At 42.3% G+C, this 16,733-nt stretch carries 12 protein-coding genes; 7 read left to right on the forward strand and 5 right to left on the reverse strand.

The window, feature by feature from the left end; genetic code table 11:
- Positions 1–447: 447 nt before the first annotated feature.
- The 3 genes from MHI27_RS07680 (at position 448) to MHI27_RS07690 (ending at position 3,059) form a co-directional block, all read left to right on the forward strand.
- Positions 448–1,155, forward strand: a complete 708-nt coding sequence (locus MHI27_RS07680) for a DUF421 domain-containing protein (protein WP_339246099.1) — start codon at positions 448–450, stop codon at positions 1,153–1,155.
- Between the two features lie 107 nt (positions 1,156–1,262).
- Positions 1,263–2,759 carry an alpha-N-arabinofuranosidase gene (locus MHI27_RS07685; protein ID WP_405175971.1) on the forward strand — a complete coding sequence of 499 codons (1,497 nt, stop codon included), beginning with the start codon at positions 1,263–1,265 and terminating at the stop codon, positions 2,757–2,759.
- Between the two features lie 12 nt (positions 2,760–2,771).
- The gene (locus MHI27_RS07690; RefSeq protein WP_042186032.1) at positions 2,772–3,059 is read left to right on the forward strand and encodes a hypothetical protein; all 288 of its coding nucleotides are present in this window, start codon (positions 2,772–2,774) and stop codon (positions 3,057–3,059) included.
- A gap of 44 nt (positions 3,060–3,103) precedes the next feature.
- Here MHI27_RS07690 and MHI27_RS07695 read toward each other — a convergent pair whose 3' ends face one another.
- The 3 genes from MHI27_RS07695 to MHI27_RS07705 all read right to left on the reverse strand — a co-directional run bounded on the left by MHI27_RS07695 (position 3,104) and on the right by MHI27_RS07705 (position 10,305).
- Entirely contained in the window at positions 3,104–4,018 is a 915-nt protein-coding gene (locus MHI27_RS07695; RefSeq protein WP_379422717.1) for an ArsR/SmtB family transcription factor, read from the reverse strand.
- A 172-nt stretch (positions 4,019–4,190) separates the two neighbouring features.
- Positions 4,191–8,939, reverse strand: a complete 4,749-nt coding sequence (locus tag MHI27_RS07700) for a LamG-like jellyroll fold domain-containing protein (RefSeq protein WP_405175972.1) — start codon at positions 8,937–8,939, stop codon at positions 4,191–4,193.
- A 460-nt stretch (positions 8,940–9,399) separates the two neighbouring features.
- A complete protein-coding gene (locus MHI27_RS07705) occupies positions 9,400–10,305 on the reverse strand; it encodes a transcriptional regulator (protein ID WP_042186035.1) in 906 nt (301 codons plus the stop codon).
- Positions 10,306–10,580: 275 nt separating this feature from the next.
- Here MHI27_RS07705 and MHI27_RS07710 point away from each other — a divergent pair, with 275 nt between their 5' ends.
- From MHI27_RS07710 to MHI27_RS07725, 4 genes are all read left to right on the forward strand, one after another.
- The gene (locus MHI27_RS07710; protein WP_405175973.1) at positions 10,581–11,825 is read left to right on the forward strand and encodes an extracellular solute-binding protein; all 1,245 of its coding nucleotides are present in this window, start codon (positions 10,581–10,583) and stop codon (positions 11,823–11,825) included.
- Positions 11,826–11,904: 79 nt separating this feature from the next.
- Positions 11,905–12,783 (forward strand): carbohydrate ABC transporter permease, encoded by an 879-nt coding sequence (locus tag MHI27_RS07715; protein ID WP_042186039.1) that lies wholly within the window; start codon positions 11,905–11,907, stop codon positions 12,781–12,783.
- A 54-nt stretch (positions 12,784–12,837) separates the two neighbouring features.
- The gene (locus MHI27_RS07720) at positions 12,838–13,749 is read left to right on the forward strand and encodes a carbohydrate ABC transporter permease (protein ID WP_042186041.1); all 912 of its coding nucleotides are present in this window, start codon (positions 12,838–12,840) and stop codon (positions 13,747–13,749) included.
- Positions 13,750–13,852: 103 nt separating this feature from the next.
- Complete coding sequence (locus MHI27_RS07725; protein ID WP_405175974.1) at positions 13,853–14,815, forward strand: family 43 glycosylhydrolase; 963 nt, start codon at positions 13,853–13,855, stop codon at positions 14,813–14,815.
- 95 nt (positions 14,816–14,910) lie between these two features.
- Here MHI27_RS07725 and MHI27_RS07730 read toward each other — a convergent pair whose 3' ends face one another.
- Positions 14,911–15,723 (reverse strand): ABC transporter permease subunit, encoded by an 813-nt coding sequence (locus MHI27_RS07730; protein WP_405175975.1) that lies wholly within the window; start codon positions 15,721–15,723, stop codon positions 14,911–14,913.
- The gene (locus MHI27_RS07735; RefSeq protein ID WP_405176703.1) at positions 15,720–16,607 is read right to left on the reverse strand and encodes an ABC transporter ATP-binding protein; all 888 of its coding nucleotides are present in this window, start codon (positions 16,605–16,607) and stop codon (positions 15,720–15,722) included. The genes MHI27_RS07730 and MHI27_RS07735 overlap by 4 nt, the downstream gene beginning before the upstream one ends.
- Positions 16,608–16,733: the final 126 nt, after the last annotated feature.

Raw genomic sequence — 16,733 nt, forward strand, 5'->3', positions numbered from 1 at the left:
ATCCCGTCGATAGATGAACTGTACGGTCACATGGCGGTAATGATCGGGATGGTACTGCACCGAGCCTTCCGATTCGGAACCAGACGAAGCTGTATGTTTCTGAAGATGCGTATATCAATGGAGAATCGAAAGCTGCAGTCAATTATAGTTCGGTCAATCTCAAGCCCTTGGACTTATCCCGGGTCGAAGTGACAGGCAATTCGACCCGGGAGGCTCAGCAACTCGAGCTGAAAGCGCAATGATTCTGCACAATCTGCTTGCAATCAAGACTGAAAAATAAGCATTCGTAGCTAGGGCTTTGGGACGGTTCAGTAGAACCATTCCAGAGCCCTTTTGACGTTTATAGAAGTCTCCGGATGACCTCTTAAAATTAAACCGATTGTAATGACGTTTCATTTCACCTTGGTTTGTGAATAATAGGGGATTGAATAGAAAGGAGCATTAGAGATGCAGGCGCATATGGATATTGTTCTTCGTACTGTGGTCGCTATGATCATGCTGCTTGTGATAGCTAAGATATTGGGTAAACAAACGATTTCTAATTTGACGTTTCATGATTTCGTGACAGGCATTATATTAGGATCGCTTGCGGCAAACCTGGCTTTTAATAAAGACCTGAAGTCGTCATATATGATCGTGGCGCTCATTGTTATCACTGCTACGTCTTTTCTACTATCTATCATCGCTATAAAGAGTCGTAGAATGAGAAGCTGGATCTCAGGATCACCTACGGTACTTATTGAAAACGGGAAAATTCTTGAAGGGAATATGAAAAAGGTAAGGTATTCGCTAGACTCCTTGGATCAGGCACTGAGGGAAAAAGAAATTTTTAATCTGGAGGTAGTAGAGTATGCCGTATTAGAAGATAACGGAATGGTATCCGTCTTAAAGAAACAAGAGTATCAATATGTTACTCGAAAAGATTTGAAGCTTCTTTCGGTTCCTCAGAGCTTTCCCGTTGAGTTAATTATGGATGGCGTCCTCATTGAAGAGAATCTTGAGAATAATGGACTGACCAAAGAATGGCTGGAGAGCGAATTAAGACGGAAGGGGAAACGGATCTCCGACGTATTTTACGGGGTAAGAGGAACGCAGCGGCAGCTCGTTTTTGATTATTATGAAGACGGGATAAACAAACCGATTGATAAAGAATAGATTCATTCATATTGGAGATTGACGGATCGCTGAGGACCGCTCTATAATGTTTGTATAATTATTAATTAGTTAATAAAAATATAAATGTTGAAGGGCGGAGTTTATTCATGGCAGATCGCGCAATCCTTAACACAGACATTCGCAAAGGTACGATAAACAAAAATATTTATGGACACTTCTCTGAGCATCTAGGACGTTGTATTTATGAAGGCATTTGGGTCGGAGAAGATTCACCGATTCCTAACACTAACGGTATTCGTAATGATGTTGTGAAAGCGCTTAAAGAAATACAAATTCCAGTACTTCGCTGGCCGGGTGGATGTTTTGCAGATGAATATCATTGGAAAGATGGTATTGGTGATCGCGAAGCTCGTAAACGTATGATCAATACGCATTGGGGCGGCACGGTTGAGAACAACCATTTTGGTACACATGAATTTATGGAATTATGTGAGATGCTGGAATGTGAACCTTATATCAATGGTAATGTGGGAAGTGGTACGGTTCAAGAGATGTCCGAATGGGTAGAGTATTTAACCTTTGGCGGTGTCTCACCGATGTCTGAGCTTCGCCAGCAGAACGGTCATCAAGAGCCTTGGGCTGTCACTTATTTTGGCGTTGGTAATGAGAATTGGGGCTGCGGCGGGAATATGCGTCCAGAATATTATGCAGATCTTTATCGCCAATATCAGACGTATGTACGTAATTACGGGGAGAATCGTATTCACCGGATCGCTTGTGGTCCTAACGTGGATGATTATCACTGGATGGAAGTTTTAATGCGTGAAGCTACACGCTTTATGGACTCGATTACTCTTCATTATTATACGATTCCTGGTCCAGCATGGGAGAATAAAGGGGCAGCAACAGGCTTTGAAACTAGTGAATGGTTTAGTACTTTAGAGAAGGCCCTTCGCATGGATGAGCTGATTACTAAACATGGTGTTATTATGGACAAATATGACCCAGATAAAAGAGTAGGCCTTATCGTTGACGAATGGGGAACTTGGTATGATGTTGAGCCGGGTACGAATCCAGGATTCCTATATCAACAAAATACAATTCGGGATGCCCTTGTAGCTGGCGTAACCCTGAATATTTTCCATAAACACAGTGACCGGGTACGGATGGCAAATATTGCGCAGACCATTAACGTGCTTCAAGCAGTGATTTTAACCGAAGGAGAAAAAATGCTGCTAACGCCTACCTATCATGTATTCAATATGTTTAAAGTCCATCAGGATGCTGAGTTGTTGGATTTAACAATCGATAGTGGGACTTACAGCTTTGAGGGCAGCGAGATTCCTGAAGTATCTGCTTCAGCTTCCGTAACAGACGCTGGGATCATTCATGTCAGTCTTTGCAACTTGAATCACGCTGCATTAGCTACTGTACCCCTCGAGCTGCGTGGTCTTTCCGGGCAGAAGGTTGAAGTGACAGGCACTACGCTCACAGGTAACAAGATAGATGCTCATAATACATTTAGTCAGCCAGATGCTGTCGTACCGCAAGCTTTTACAGCCTTTACACTTGAAGGTGATCTTCTTAATGTAGAGCTGGCTCCAATGTCAGTAACTGTGCTGGAGATTACGCCGAAGGCATAAGGTGGTGTTATCATGTCAACAACATCTGCATGCAAGGGGTGTCGCGACGATTATAAGGTTACCGATGCACAGATAGAGCGAATCTTGTCATCATCCATGTTTAAGACAGAGCTTTGTGTTCCAGATGAGGTTTATGCTGAACGGATTTCTCTTTGCGGGACTTGTCCTAAGCTGCATGAGAGTGTGACTTGCGTAGCTTGTGGATGCATTATTCCTGTTGTAGCTAAGCTTAAGGAACGTGGCTGTCCACTGCCTGGTGGCGGATTATGGGGACCCTTCATTGAACATGAAATAAGGTAAAATAAGAGCCGCATTCGACTCTCCAACGGGAGATGAATGCGGCTTTATTCATGGGTATCTGTGTAGAACAGCTCAACGATTAGATCATCATTATAGTTGCCAAAGCCTTTGCCAAAAAGAGTAATGCCGCCAATATGCTCGGCCTCTTCATCGACGGAAAGCTTGAAAGTCCATTGCTTGTTGCGAATGTTCACTTGATCCAGCGTAACGTCGGACAGTTTCAGGCCGTCCATAAACGTGCCTTTAGATGTAATGCGCAGCTGCTTAAGAAGGCCGTATTGATTCGTGAGTGCTGGCCACCAAGCTGGCGTGTATTTACCACGTCTATCTCCGTAGTCACCAGGACTTGTCCAGAATCCAAGCTGTACTCCGTTCAGTGTGAAAGTGATGTCGGAGGGCCAATTATTATTAATGGAAGGCGCTTCGGAGGCAATCTCCATCGTAATGATTAGCTCCTCGGGCTGTTGACTGGAGAGAAGGAAGTTAGGAATTTTATATTCGATATATCCTTTGCCGAACCAGAGAATACCAGCATTCATACGCTCGAGATCCCAGAAATAACGGGGATCATCAAAGCTGCCAATCACTTGCTCTGTAGTGGCAAGACCGCAGGTAGGCTCGATCATGAAGTCGGAATAATGCCCAACAGGAATCTCCTTGCGGTAGCTTTTGCGCTCATTAATTTGTCTGCCTGGAAAGGTGATCTCGGCACTTTCAGCAGCCAGCGTACAGATCTTTTGCAGACCACTTCGTCCAGGTGCCATATGTGTCTGGATAAGTCCTGCAGCTTCTAGCTTACGCACATGCATTGTCATAATGGCGCTGCTCAAATTTACCGCTGCGGCCAATTCCTTGACATTCATTGGGTTCTCGGCAAGCAAGCGCAGCAGCTGCAGACGAACTGAACTGGCTAAAGCTTCGTAGACGGGAAGAGATTCTTCCGACAGGTCAAGTTTCATAGATGGCCTCCAATTTAGTTCAAGACGTATAGTTAATGATTATATTATTTAAATGCTTGTTTTACAATACGAAGGTGAGAAATTTTATGGACGCTCATTCACTTTGATCGCGTGATTTAAGATAAAAAGAACGGAGCCTGAGGCTCCGCTCTCTTTCCAAATGATGATTCTCTTAATTTACATTTGAGTTATATTCAGTCAGTATTTCGTCTGATTTGAGTGCTCTGCTATAAATCTTCAGTTCATCAATCATTCCCTTATAAGGTACGTCCCAATAGTTTACACCAAGAGTGAACACACCATTCTTGTTCTTAAACACATTCGGGAAGCCCTCACCGGAGAATTGCTCAACTCCGTCGAGGTATACCTTCACGGTACCGTTGTTGACCGTAAATGCTACATGCGTCCATTTATTCTCTGGAATCTTCATAGCGGAAACAGCATCATACCATGCCTCGCCAGACCATAGCAGTGTTTTACCTGCGCCGTTCTGTGGAACGAAGCTAATCCAGCTGTTTATCGAAGCAGCACCGAAGAAGGTTGTTGTTGCATCAGTAAGCTGCTCAGGGTTTAACCACATAGATACGGTATAGGTATTGCTGTCAATTAATCCATTAGGTAACCGGATTCCGGAAACACCGTCAAATACTGCTGCTTGATTAGTGATACCGTTACCGTAAGTGATGTTACCTACAGTTGGAGCCTCGATTTTTATTCCCGTAACCTGTCCAGTACCGACCAATTGGAGGGAGTCATCAAGGTTTCCATCAAAAGCATAATAGGCTACTTTTCCATCCGTAACGTTTACCTTATAGTCTGCTGAGACACCACTACCATCAGCCGCAGTGGCTGTAATCACTGCTTCGCCACCTACTTTTAGCGCTGTTACGGTTCCGGTTGTAGCATCAACTGAAATGGCGCTAGGATCACTAGAACTCCAAGTGAGCTTCTTATTTCCTGCATTGGTAGGCAGTACTTTTACTTGAGGGGTAAAGGTATTCCCCACAGCCACATCCATTTCAGCATCATGGATGGTTATCGTACTTACTTTTACATTACTGTCAGGCTCACCGTTTACCAGCAAGTCTACAGCTTCAGCGGAAAGTGCACTTTCGTAGATACGCAGGTTATCAATCAAACCTTTGTAAGGGATATCCCAGTAGTTTACACCCAGTGCGAATACTGCATCTGCGCTGTCAAATACATCCGTAAATCCTTTTCCAGTGTACTTCAATACTCCGTTTACATAGAGCTTCACAGTCCCGGCATCGTAAGTGAAAGCTATATGCGACCATTGGTTAACTGGAATCTGCATGCCTGCTTCTGCATCGTGGAAGGTTTGGCTACCAAACCACATCCGGGTAGTAGCTCCACCGTTTCCATAAGGCAAGAGACTAATCCAATTCGTATCTGTTGTAGCACCAAAGAAGGCTGTAGTGAATTGAGTCAGTTCTTGTGGGTTAAGCCACATGCCTATTGTGTAGGTGTTGCCTTTAATCAAACCATTTGGTAGGCGAATACCGGAGCTACCGTCGAATTTAGCTGCAAGACCAACTTCACCTGTCTCATAGGTGATGTTCCCACCAGTATTGTTAATCCGATTGCCGGTAATTGTACCCTTATCAGTACGATCTCCGTTCTCTGAAAGATCTCCTTCAAAATCATACGCTGCCACCAAACCGTCTTCCAGTATATTTCCAGTCAGTTCCATTACAATGATAGTAAAGGTCTTAGTTGCAGTAGACTCACCCAGCGCAATCGTAGCAGTAAGTTCAATCGTTGCGTTTCCGAGTCCTTTTTCAGGACGAACAACTGAACCATCGTTTCCTACTACGGCTTCATTGGAAGACGACCACGTAATGACTGTTCCTCTTACGGCCTCAGTTGGGAGCGTAAGATCTTTGTATACTTTACTTGTGTTGCCCAAGCTTAAACTATCTTTAACATTGGATACAATTTGATCTGTACTCAGCAGTTCAATTTGGCTGCCCCAGACGGTAACACCCTTATTGGACATGGCTGTGAAAGTCATAACATTGCTCTGACGAGTGGAATCCCATTGTTTTACGAATACACCTTTGTAGAGATTTTGTACAGTAGCTCCGTTTTCTATTTCATTGATGAGCAGGTCGGCATAATACTCTCCTTTTAGCTCCCAAGAACCGGTTACGGACCCTGTAATGGTTCCATCACTTCGCAGTTCGATAGCTGTTGTGGATTTAATTTTAGCAGAAGTATCTTTCCCGTGATTCACGAACTGGTAAGCTCCAATAACATCTTCCTGTATAACAGCTGCGATAGTTTCACCAGTGTAACGATGAGGAGAAGTGAGCGGCCATCCATCTTCGTTGGTGAACATTTGATGCACACGAAGCTCATGTGTTTCACCACGCTGCGGGAAGCGAGTGTGGAAGAAGTTGAATATTTTACCCTTCTCTTCATCATAATTGACTGAATTATGGCCTGATGCAACATAGCCGTAAGTTTGGAAGTCTGGATCACTATTCACGTTCGTGAACATGAAATTACCAAGAACTTTGTTGCCAATGGCCGAATGATCATTGGTCGTTGCCAGCACTGCACTTTGTCCGGTAGCATCCACATAAGGACCATCCGGATTCATTGAACGGAATTGACGCATATTGTAACCACCGTCGGACGCAAGTCCTCCATAAGTTACGTATAAGAAGTAGTAACCTGTATTCTTGTCGTAAACGATATACGGACCTTCGCCCGATTTGGTCATACCACCAGAAATATGGGTACCGAAATACCGGTCGATTAGACGTCCATCAGCAGTCGTTCCATCTTTACCCGGATATTTTGGATCGCCGGTAGCTGGATCGATTTCTAGAATAAATATACCGCCTGACCATGATCCATAAGTCATCCACAGCTTGCCGTCTTTATCGTAGAATAACGTCGGGTCAATTGCGTTTGTATACGTTTTGTTCTTATATGAACCGCCTGCGTCAAACCAATCTGGGTTGGCATCTTCTAGTGTTCCGTTATCAATAAGCTTTTGAATATTTGTGTTTGTCCATTTTTTGTTAATTTTGCTGTTAGTATCGTAATCTTCTTCCTTGGTGAAGCCGGAATAAATTACGGTATTTCCATAGGTATAAGGACCTTCAATATTTTGCGAAGTGGCAAAGCCAATCGCTGAGCGGATGTAAGTGGAAGAAGCACTGTAATACATCATGTAAGCGCCAGTGGTTCCGTCCGCATTCTTATAATCCTCATTCCAGAAAACGTCTGGAGCCCATATGGAGAATCCGCCTTTACTGTCAGAATCGTTCTCTCCAGCCCATTTAAAGGATTCTGCCAGATTCGCGGAAAGATCACCAAAGAGTACGTTGCCTGGTGTTGTATAACCATTTGTGAAACGAGTCCAGTTCAGCAGATCATCCGATTTGGCCGCATCGATATGAGACCCGAATACATAATACGTTCCTTTGTCTACAGCCACTGACGGATCATGTACAGAAACATTGGTGAGTGCTGGTGCCGTTGCTGACGGACCCGGCGTAGCAGTAGGAGTCACTGTAGCTGTAGGAACCGGAGTAGTAGTAGGTGTAGCAACAGCGCCGCCGTCCGATCCAGCAGAACCTGAACTACCAGAACCAGACGTTGCCGTAGCTGTCGGAGTAGGTGTTTCAAATTTGATTAGGTTACTGTATTTACTGTCAAAGCCAACCTTCCCGGTGCCTTGGATAGTAATCATATCGTTTATACCAAGGATAAGATTCTTGATTGCTGCACCAGCATCTACACGTAGCTTGGCTAATTGGTTCAATGTAACTTCAGTAATATTGCCTGCAGCTAGATGTAGTGTAGGCACTCCTAACGCTCGTACCTCAGCAGAATCAAAGTTTCCTCTCAGCCTGATGATTGAATCGTTCGGGAGCGTATTCTCTATAACGACCCGGCCGAAGCCTGCACCCGTCAAAGTAGTATCTTCCTCAAGCATTACACCGGAATGTACACGTACACTTGGTACGGCACTCGTTCCTTTAGTAACGACGCGGAGTTTCCCATTACGCTTATCTACAACCATGTCACCTGCATTAGAGTTACTAAGTACGATACTATTTTCGCCGCCGCCGGATACGAATATTGTTCCTTTAACAGTGACGTTATTCAGCGTGATATCGCCTTCTGCAATACCTTCGGTAAGGTACAGGTTTCCGGAGATGGTGGAGTTGTTCAACTCAACACCTGGGCTACTAATTACCATATTCTGAGTGGTAATCCCCGTATAACTCCCGCTCTTAGAAGTGATTTCCCCGGCCAACTTCTCAATCATACGCAGTGCTTCTGCTCTTGTTACGGCTTTTGCGCCTTTAAAGCTGCCGTCACTATAACCATTCAAATAACCTTCACCAAATAAAGATAATACAGCTTCTTGGCTCCATGAGGGTAAATCTTCAACATCTTTTGGTGCAGAGGTATTTGCAGAAGAATTGAGCTGGAATAGTCTGTGCAGCATAACCGCGGCTTCTTGACGACTTACTACCTGTGTTGGTCGGAAGGTGCCATCGCTATATCCTGATACATATCCTGCAGCCGAAGCTTTCTGGATATCGCTGTAATAAGCACCTGACTCCAGTACATCCGTGAAGGCAATTTCTGATTTTTCCTGCAAATTAAAGACCCGATTGATCAATGTGACCCATTCCGCGCGGGTGATCTCTTGATTCGGTTTGTAAATTCCATTTCCATAGCCTGAAATCAAGCCCTTATCCACCCAGGATTGAAAATCTTTCTGTGCCCAGTGGCCCGAATAATCGACAGCCTGTTGTTGCGTGGGTGGTGGGATTGTTTTGGAATCGCTTGCAGAAGCTGCTGAAATGAATGGTGCAGGTACTAGCAGCGTGAGTGCAAGAAGTGAAGCGGTTAGCTTACGAGTTGTTTTCCTCAAATTCATGATCCTCCGATTCTATTGATTAGAGATTGCGGCGGTACGAAAAATGTAAAACGCTTACAATAGAGCTACTAAAAAAACGTTTTTCACAAATCAGAATGGATTTGTTTTATGTTTATACAAACCATATCGTGGAAAACGTTTTATGTTGATCTCATTTTAAGCATGATATTAGCATATAGTCAAATAGAAATTTATGAAACGATGAATCTATTTATATTTTTATTAACAAAAGGTAGTTGGGTTTGGATAGCGTATGAAAAGTACTGCAGATTACTACTGGAGTTGTGGAAAGTGAAAGAAGGTGGGAGATGTGGGCGATAAAGAGATGGATAGGGGAAAGTGATAACTGGTTCATATCACAGTACAGATAGGGGGGCTAAGGAAGAATAAATACTAATTAGTTGTTCGCCCCCATGAAAGAACCAACCTTGATACATGTGCGTACTAGAAGATTTTAAAGGTAATACATTTTGAACATGATATCTTGATCATGATTTCCGAATTTTTTTCCGAAAATTGTCGCGCCTCCGACGTGTTTTGCATCTTCCTTCACTTCGATCCGGAAAGTCCATCGGTCACAGGTCGTATCTAAATCCTCAATCGAAACGGAAGACATGGGGTCACCGTCAATGTATGTTCCATTGTGATTAGTAATTCTAATCGTTTTTAGTAATCCATACTGGTTAATATTGTGCGGCCACCACTCAGGTGTGAATTTACCTCTTGCATCAGCAAAATCCCCAGGGCTTGTCCAAGTACCTAATTCCAAGCCGTTCAATGAAAAGGTGATGTCTGAAGGCCATACGTCATTGGCAAATGGAAATTCGGAAGAAAGCTCTAGGCTAATTTCAAATTGCTGCAAGGTTTCATCTTTTTTCAGAAAATTGGCAATGTTGTATTGAACATAACCTTGGGTAAACCATAGAATCTCTGCATCGACTCTTTTAGAATCCATGAAATATTTAGGTTCGTCTACTCTGCCGATAAACTCTTTCTCTGTGGCAAGTCCGCATGTAGGCTTCAGATCATAATCCGTATAATGACCAATCGGCACCGATGTCTCATAGGAGGCAAAGGAATGAAAGATTTTTTTAGGGAAGTTAATCTCAATATGGTCGACTCTAAGAATTGAGATTTTTTGCATTCCGGATTTACCAGGAACTTTTTCTGTTTTTATGATTCCTGCATCTTCTAACTTTTTAATGTGTTTTGTTACGATGGGACTGCTTATTTTAAGTTCTTCTGCCAAATCTTTGATGTTCATCTTATTTTTGGAGAGTAACTGAATGATTTTTATTCGTACTTCACTTGCCAAGGCTTCATAAACAACGAGAGAGGACTTGTCTATTTCCAATTGCATTTTATCCACTTCTTTCAAAGTAATTTCATATACTGTAAAGTTTATTAATCTCTATATAAAGTAACACGAAAGGTAACTGAAGTAAATAATATATCGCTTTCATCTCGTCTTAATGAACTAAAAGGTTAACTAAGTTTTAAAAAAATCTATTAAGTTTATTTAAAAGTTATTGACTACGCTTTCAAAGCGACTGTATACTAAGTTTAAGTTAATCGTTTCCAACAAAGTTAATGTGAATGATTATCTTAACATTACAGCTGCAGGGGGAGAGAGTAATGAAAAAGAAATTTGGAGTAGTATTAGCAACGGTTCTAATGTTAACGACAGTGTTAGCAGGATGTGGTGGTAAAGATGATAGTAAGACGATTACGTTCTGGACACCGCTGACTGGTGATGATGGTGCTTATATGGATCAAATCGTTAAAGAGTACAATGCAACGAATCCAGAGATTAAAGTGAAGCACGTTATTACAGCTGATATGTACACGAAAATTTCTACCGTTTTGGCTTCCAGCAAAGGTGTTCCTGATTTAGCAATTATCCACGCTGACCGTGTTCCTGGGTTTGTTAAGCAAGGTGTCTTAGAACCCATGCAAGATACTGTATTGCCGGCACAACCTGAACTAAAAGCTGAAAATTACTTACCACAAGCTTGGAACACTGGTAACATCGACGGAACACAATACACAGTACCTCTTGATATCCACAGTAACGTAATGTATTACAATAAAGATTTGCTCAAGAAATATAATGCTGAATCTTTCTTGGATGATAACGTTGTTACGATTGATGAAATGCTTTCCTTACAAGGTAAATTGGATGAAGGTGACTATGTAGTTAATGATGCTTTGCTCGGATGGGTTATCCTGGCTCAAATTCAAAACTTGGGCGGAGATATTCAGGTGGACGGCAAACCGGCTGTTAACTCCCCAGTATTTAAACAAGCCTTTGAAGATGTTAAGAAAATTGCTGATGCTGGTTTGATGACTCCATTTGGTGAAGACGGTTACTTGATGTTCCAATCCCAAAACGTACTCTTCTCCACAGACGGAACTTGGAGTTCTACCGCACATGCTGGTGTTGAAGGTTTGAACTTTGGTGTGACTAACATTTATTCTCCAACCGCTGATAAATTCACGAATAGATCTTCTTCTCATTTGTTCGCTATGCTTAAGAACGATAAGAGAACAGATGAAAAAGAAGTAGGGATTGCTAACTTCTTAGAATATGTGCGTACAAACTCAATGGAATGGGCAAAAGCTGGTCAAAACGTCGCAAGTAACGTAGTTAACCAAAGTCCGGAATACCAAAACTACATGCAATCCTTCTTTACTTCTAATGAAAAAGAAATTGAATCCCTTTACATTTACACATATGAGTACTACCCATACATTGCAGAAGCAGTAGATACTTATTGCGCAGATATCGTTCGCGGTAACGTTGATCTAGATGAGACCTTGGCAACCATGCAGAAGTTTGTAGAAGATAAGATCGCAGAAAGCAGCAGTTCAGCGAAATAAAGCGAAATAGAATAGATTGTACGAAGTAATGTGCCGTATATTGGTGCATTACTTTGTGCAAAAGGAGAAATGAAATCCTATGAAAAAGAAAATAAACTGGGCACCTGCCTTCTTTGTAGGTCCGCACGTCATTTTGTTTGCTGTCTTCATTTTATTGCCAACGATTTATGGGATTTATGCTTCATTTACAAAGTGGAATTTAATGAGTGACCCGGTATGGGTAGGCTTTGATAACTATAAGGCCATTCTATTTGATGGCAAATCAACGTTTCATACTCAATTTTTCAGAGGTCTGAAAAATACTTTGATCTTTGTGGGTCTCTCTGTTCCATTATTAATAGTTATCCCATTAATGGTTGCTGTTGCACTAGAACATAAAAAAGTTAAAATGAAGAGCTTAATTCAATCTATTCTCTATATTCCGGGCTTGATTTCGATTTCTGCGGCTGCACTAATCTGGCTTTTGATCTTTAATAAGCAATTAGGGATTACTGGTAATCTATTCGGATCACAAATTGCTTGGCCTGCAAATCAGCCGTATGCGTGGATTATCATCATTGTAATCACACTATGGGGCGGTATTGGGGGCAACATGATTATTTATCGTGCTTCATTAAGTGGCGTTGCGCAAGAATTATATGAATCAGCCGAGCTCGATGGTGCGGGTTCAATTAAAAGATTCACAAGTATCACCTTGCCATCTATTCGTTTTCCATTAATCTATACCTTTGTTATGACAACTGCCGGAGCCTTCAATGTATTCGGCCAACCGTTAATGATGACTGATGGCGGGCCTCGACAAAGTACACACGTACTCATGATGTATATTCGTCAATTAGCTTTCGGAAACGGTGAATCCATTGCAGGGATGGCATCGGCGATGGCAGTGTTATTGGGATTAGTAATCTTGGTGATCTCAGCGCTGCAATATTATGTAATGAACCGAAATGCTACATAAGGTTCTAGGGAACTAATTGATTAACAAGGAAATGGAAAAGGTAGGTGTACTATAATGTCAAATCAGGCGGTAAATGGCCTAGATAATCGTCCAGTTGTAAATAGAACAGGCAAAGTAAAAGGATCATCCAATGTTAGCATTTCAAAATATGTATCATATGCTTTTTTGCTTATCCTTTGTGTGATTTGGATTATTCCAGTAATATTCGGGATTTCCACGTCTTTTAGATCACAAACGGAAGTGGTTTCTTCAGGCTTTAGACTATTTCCTGAAACATGGGTCTTTGAGAACTATGTTACGATTCTGAACAATACTTCTACAGCCCCAATTCTACGTTGGCTAGGCAATTCATTGTTTATCGCTACAACCCACACAATCCTGGTGGTTATTGTAATTTCGATTACAGGCTTTGGTTATACCCGTATTAACTTTAAAGGAAGAGATACACTGTTCTTTACTTTGCTAGGGATCTCCTTTTTCCCGGGTGTAGTTAACTTAATTCCTTCTTATAAAATTATCGATTCCTTGGGCTGGGTAAACACTTCTTGGGCAATGATCATTCCCGGTCTTGCGGGTATGGGGAATATCTTCTTGGTCAGACAGTTTATGAACGGTATCCCAAAAGAATTAGATGAGTCTGCAAAAGTTGATGGTGCTAGTGACTTTAGAATTTTCGCGCAAATTATATTGCCGTTAGTTAAGCCGATTCTGATTGTTTGCGGATTGTTCTCCTTTACGGGATCTTGGAATGACTTCCTCTGGCCGGTTATCGTGTACACAGATGTAGACAAAATGCCAGTCACAGCTGGGTTGCTCTTGCTACAAGATATCTACGGAAACTATCGTATGATCGGGCAATTAATGGGGTCGGCAATCTTGGCGATCGTTCCAACCCTACTGTTATTTATATTTGCTCAAAAATACTTCGTTCAATCTATTAACTTGAATTCAGGTATTAAAGGGTAGATCAAATGAACATAGCTTAAATACACCTTGCCTTCTTATAAGGAAGGGTGTGTTTTGGTGACCCATAAAATTAAAAATAAAGAGAGATATAGGAGTTGTCATCATGAGAGAATTCAATGCGAAAAATCCGCTTATTGAGCAAAGGGCAGATCCATGGATCTATAAACATACTGACGGTTATTATTATTTCATAGCTTCGGTTCCGGAGTTTGATAGAATCGAGCTTCGTCGTTCTGAATCCATTCAGGGATTAGCTGAGGCTGAGGGTAAGACCATTTGGGTTAAGCATGAAACAGGCTTAATGAGTGCCAATATTTGGGCGCCCGAGATTCATTATATTGATGGAAAATGGTACGTGTATTTTGCAGCTGCACATACCTCCGATACGAAAGATGGCTTATTTGATCATCGTATGTTTGCCGTAGAAAACTCATCCGTAAATCCATTAGAAGGTGAGTGGGTGGAAAAGGGTCAAATCAAAACGAAATGGGAATCCTTTGCCCTGGATGCAACCACTTTTGAACACAGAGGGGTTAGATACTACGTATGGGCACAAAAGGATCCCGATATCCCTGGTAATTCTAATATGTATATCTCTGAAATGGAAAATCCTTGGACGTTAAAAGGAGAGCAGGTGTGCATCACCACGCCTGAATATGATTGGGAAAAAATCGGCTTCCTGGTGAATGAGGGTGCGGCAGTTCTTAAGCGAAATGGACGTATTTTCATGACTTTCTCGGCAAGTGCAACAGATCATAACTACTGTATGGGGTTGTTAACCGCTGATGAGGATAGTGATTTAATGGATCCGAAATCATGGGTCAAAACACCAGAACCTGTGTTTACAACTTCTGAAGAAAACGGTCAATATGGACCGGGACATAATAGCTTTACAGTCTCAGAAGATGGCAAACAGGATATCCTAGTGTTCCATGCTAGAAGCTATAAGGAAATTGTGGGAGACCCATTATATGATCCTAATCGGCACGCGCGTGTGCAAGTGATCCAGTGGAATGAGGATGGAACGCCAAACTTTGGTGTCCCTAGACCGGATACGAAATCTTAAAATAATGCTTCTCTAGTGTGAAGAAGCTTATTATATTCTTCTATATGAAAGAGGGACGCTCCAGTAGCCACATGCTATTGGAGCGTCCCTTAATCTTATAATGGAAGATCCCGTCGTCTGAACAGTTCGATCCCTATGGCAAAAGCGAGAATACCGATCAACAGTAACCAACTAGAAACCTGAATAATCTCCACGTTTCCTTGAACGATTTTACCAGGCTGATAGAAGGAGAACAAGGTCATGTAACGTAATCCCTCCAGTTTATCGCTTATTTTGCCTAGCAGATCCAGAGTGAAGAATCCGAAGGTGATAGCGCCGGAAATTCCAAGCGCTTTTTTCTCATCATTACAAACCGAGGATACGAGGAAAGTGAGTCCCCCCACGGCAAAAAACAATAAAAACGCTACGCTATTCAGCTGAGTGAATCGGCCGCTATTAAATTCATATTCACTGCCGAGGAACCATGCTTTACCTAATAATCCGGCGAGTGTGGTTACGCCCATAATCAGGAGCAATGCTGTTGTGAGTACAAGCGCCTGCGTGGTAGCTACTTTTCTCCGCGTAGTTGGTGCTATCAGAAGATAAGCCATAGAGCCACGATCCACAAGTCGAGCCATGAGCTGCGTCGACATTTGTACACATACGATGGATAGAATCAGTACCAGAATAAGTCCATAATATTCTCCTGAGATAAAAGCCTCAGCACTGGTAAATCCGCTGTTTAATCCAAAGGCTTTACCTACACCTTCCGGCATAGCTTTAATGAGGTCATCAATGGCTTGTGTGCTTCCGGCGATCCCTGGATATAGCCAGATCATAAACAGAATATAGAAGGCAGAACCGAAGGCGTAATTCATAATGCCTTTGAGGTTCACCCTCATCATTTCTTTATAGAGTGGAAGATTCATTGCACGGCCCCCTCACGGTCATAATAGTCCATGAAAATGTCCTCTAGATTCTGCGTGAACACATCCATACTGCGGATATTATATTTCCCGGTCTCCTGAATGAATCGATCGTAATTACCCTGAACGGCAATGCGGACCATATTCCCTTCACGAACTTCCACTTGCAGGCCGGAGGCGGCGAATTGTTCTGCATCTTCGAGACTCGCGAAAACAACCTCAAACAGCTTCCGCTGCATCGATTGTAATTCATGGATATTTTTTACAGTGACTATACGTCCGTCTTTAATGATTGCAGCTCGATCACAGGTGCGCTCAATTTCTTGAAAGCTGTGAGAGGACATTAGAAATGTGGTTCCGGCTGCTTTTTCCTCCAATACGAGATCTATAAATACCTTTTGCATAAGCGGGTCGAGTCCCGAGGTTGGTTCATCCAGAATAATAACTTCAGGATTGTGCATGAAAGCTGCGACAATACCGACTTTTTGTTTCATTCCCTTTGACATTTTGCGGATCGGAGTTGAGGCATCAAATTGCAGTCGTTCAATGAGGCGGTCACGTTTAGTAGTGTTCTTCATCCCTTGCATGCCAGACATGAATTTAAGGAAAGAAATGCCTGTCATCCCGTCAAAAAAGTTGATTTCACCGGGTAGATAGCCGATATGCTTCTGGACTGTACCCTGTGCTTTCCATACATCAAGTCCATGGATGCTCGCATTACCTTTGTCCGGCTTCATAAATCCCATGATATGTCTTATGGTCGTAGATTTACCCGCGCCATTAGGCCCCAGAAACCCAAACACCTCACCTTTATTTACGGTAAACGTAACATCTTCGATTCCCTTGCCATTCGAAAATCGTTTGGTTAAGCCTTCAACTACAAGCATGCCGCCACCCCCGCTGCAAAATAATGAACTATTACTAATTGGATATTTCATATGTTATATTATTCCTAGTGAATAGTGAAGTCAATGGAATTATGAAATAATTGATAATAAATATTTCATTAAATT

The sequence above is a fragment of the Paenibacillus sp. FSL H8-0261 genome, from assembly GCF_045040645.1.
GTDB lineage: Bacteria > Bacillota > Bacilli > Paenibacillales > Paenibacillaceae > Paenibacillus_AQ.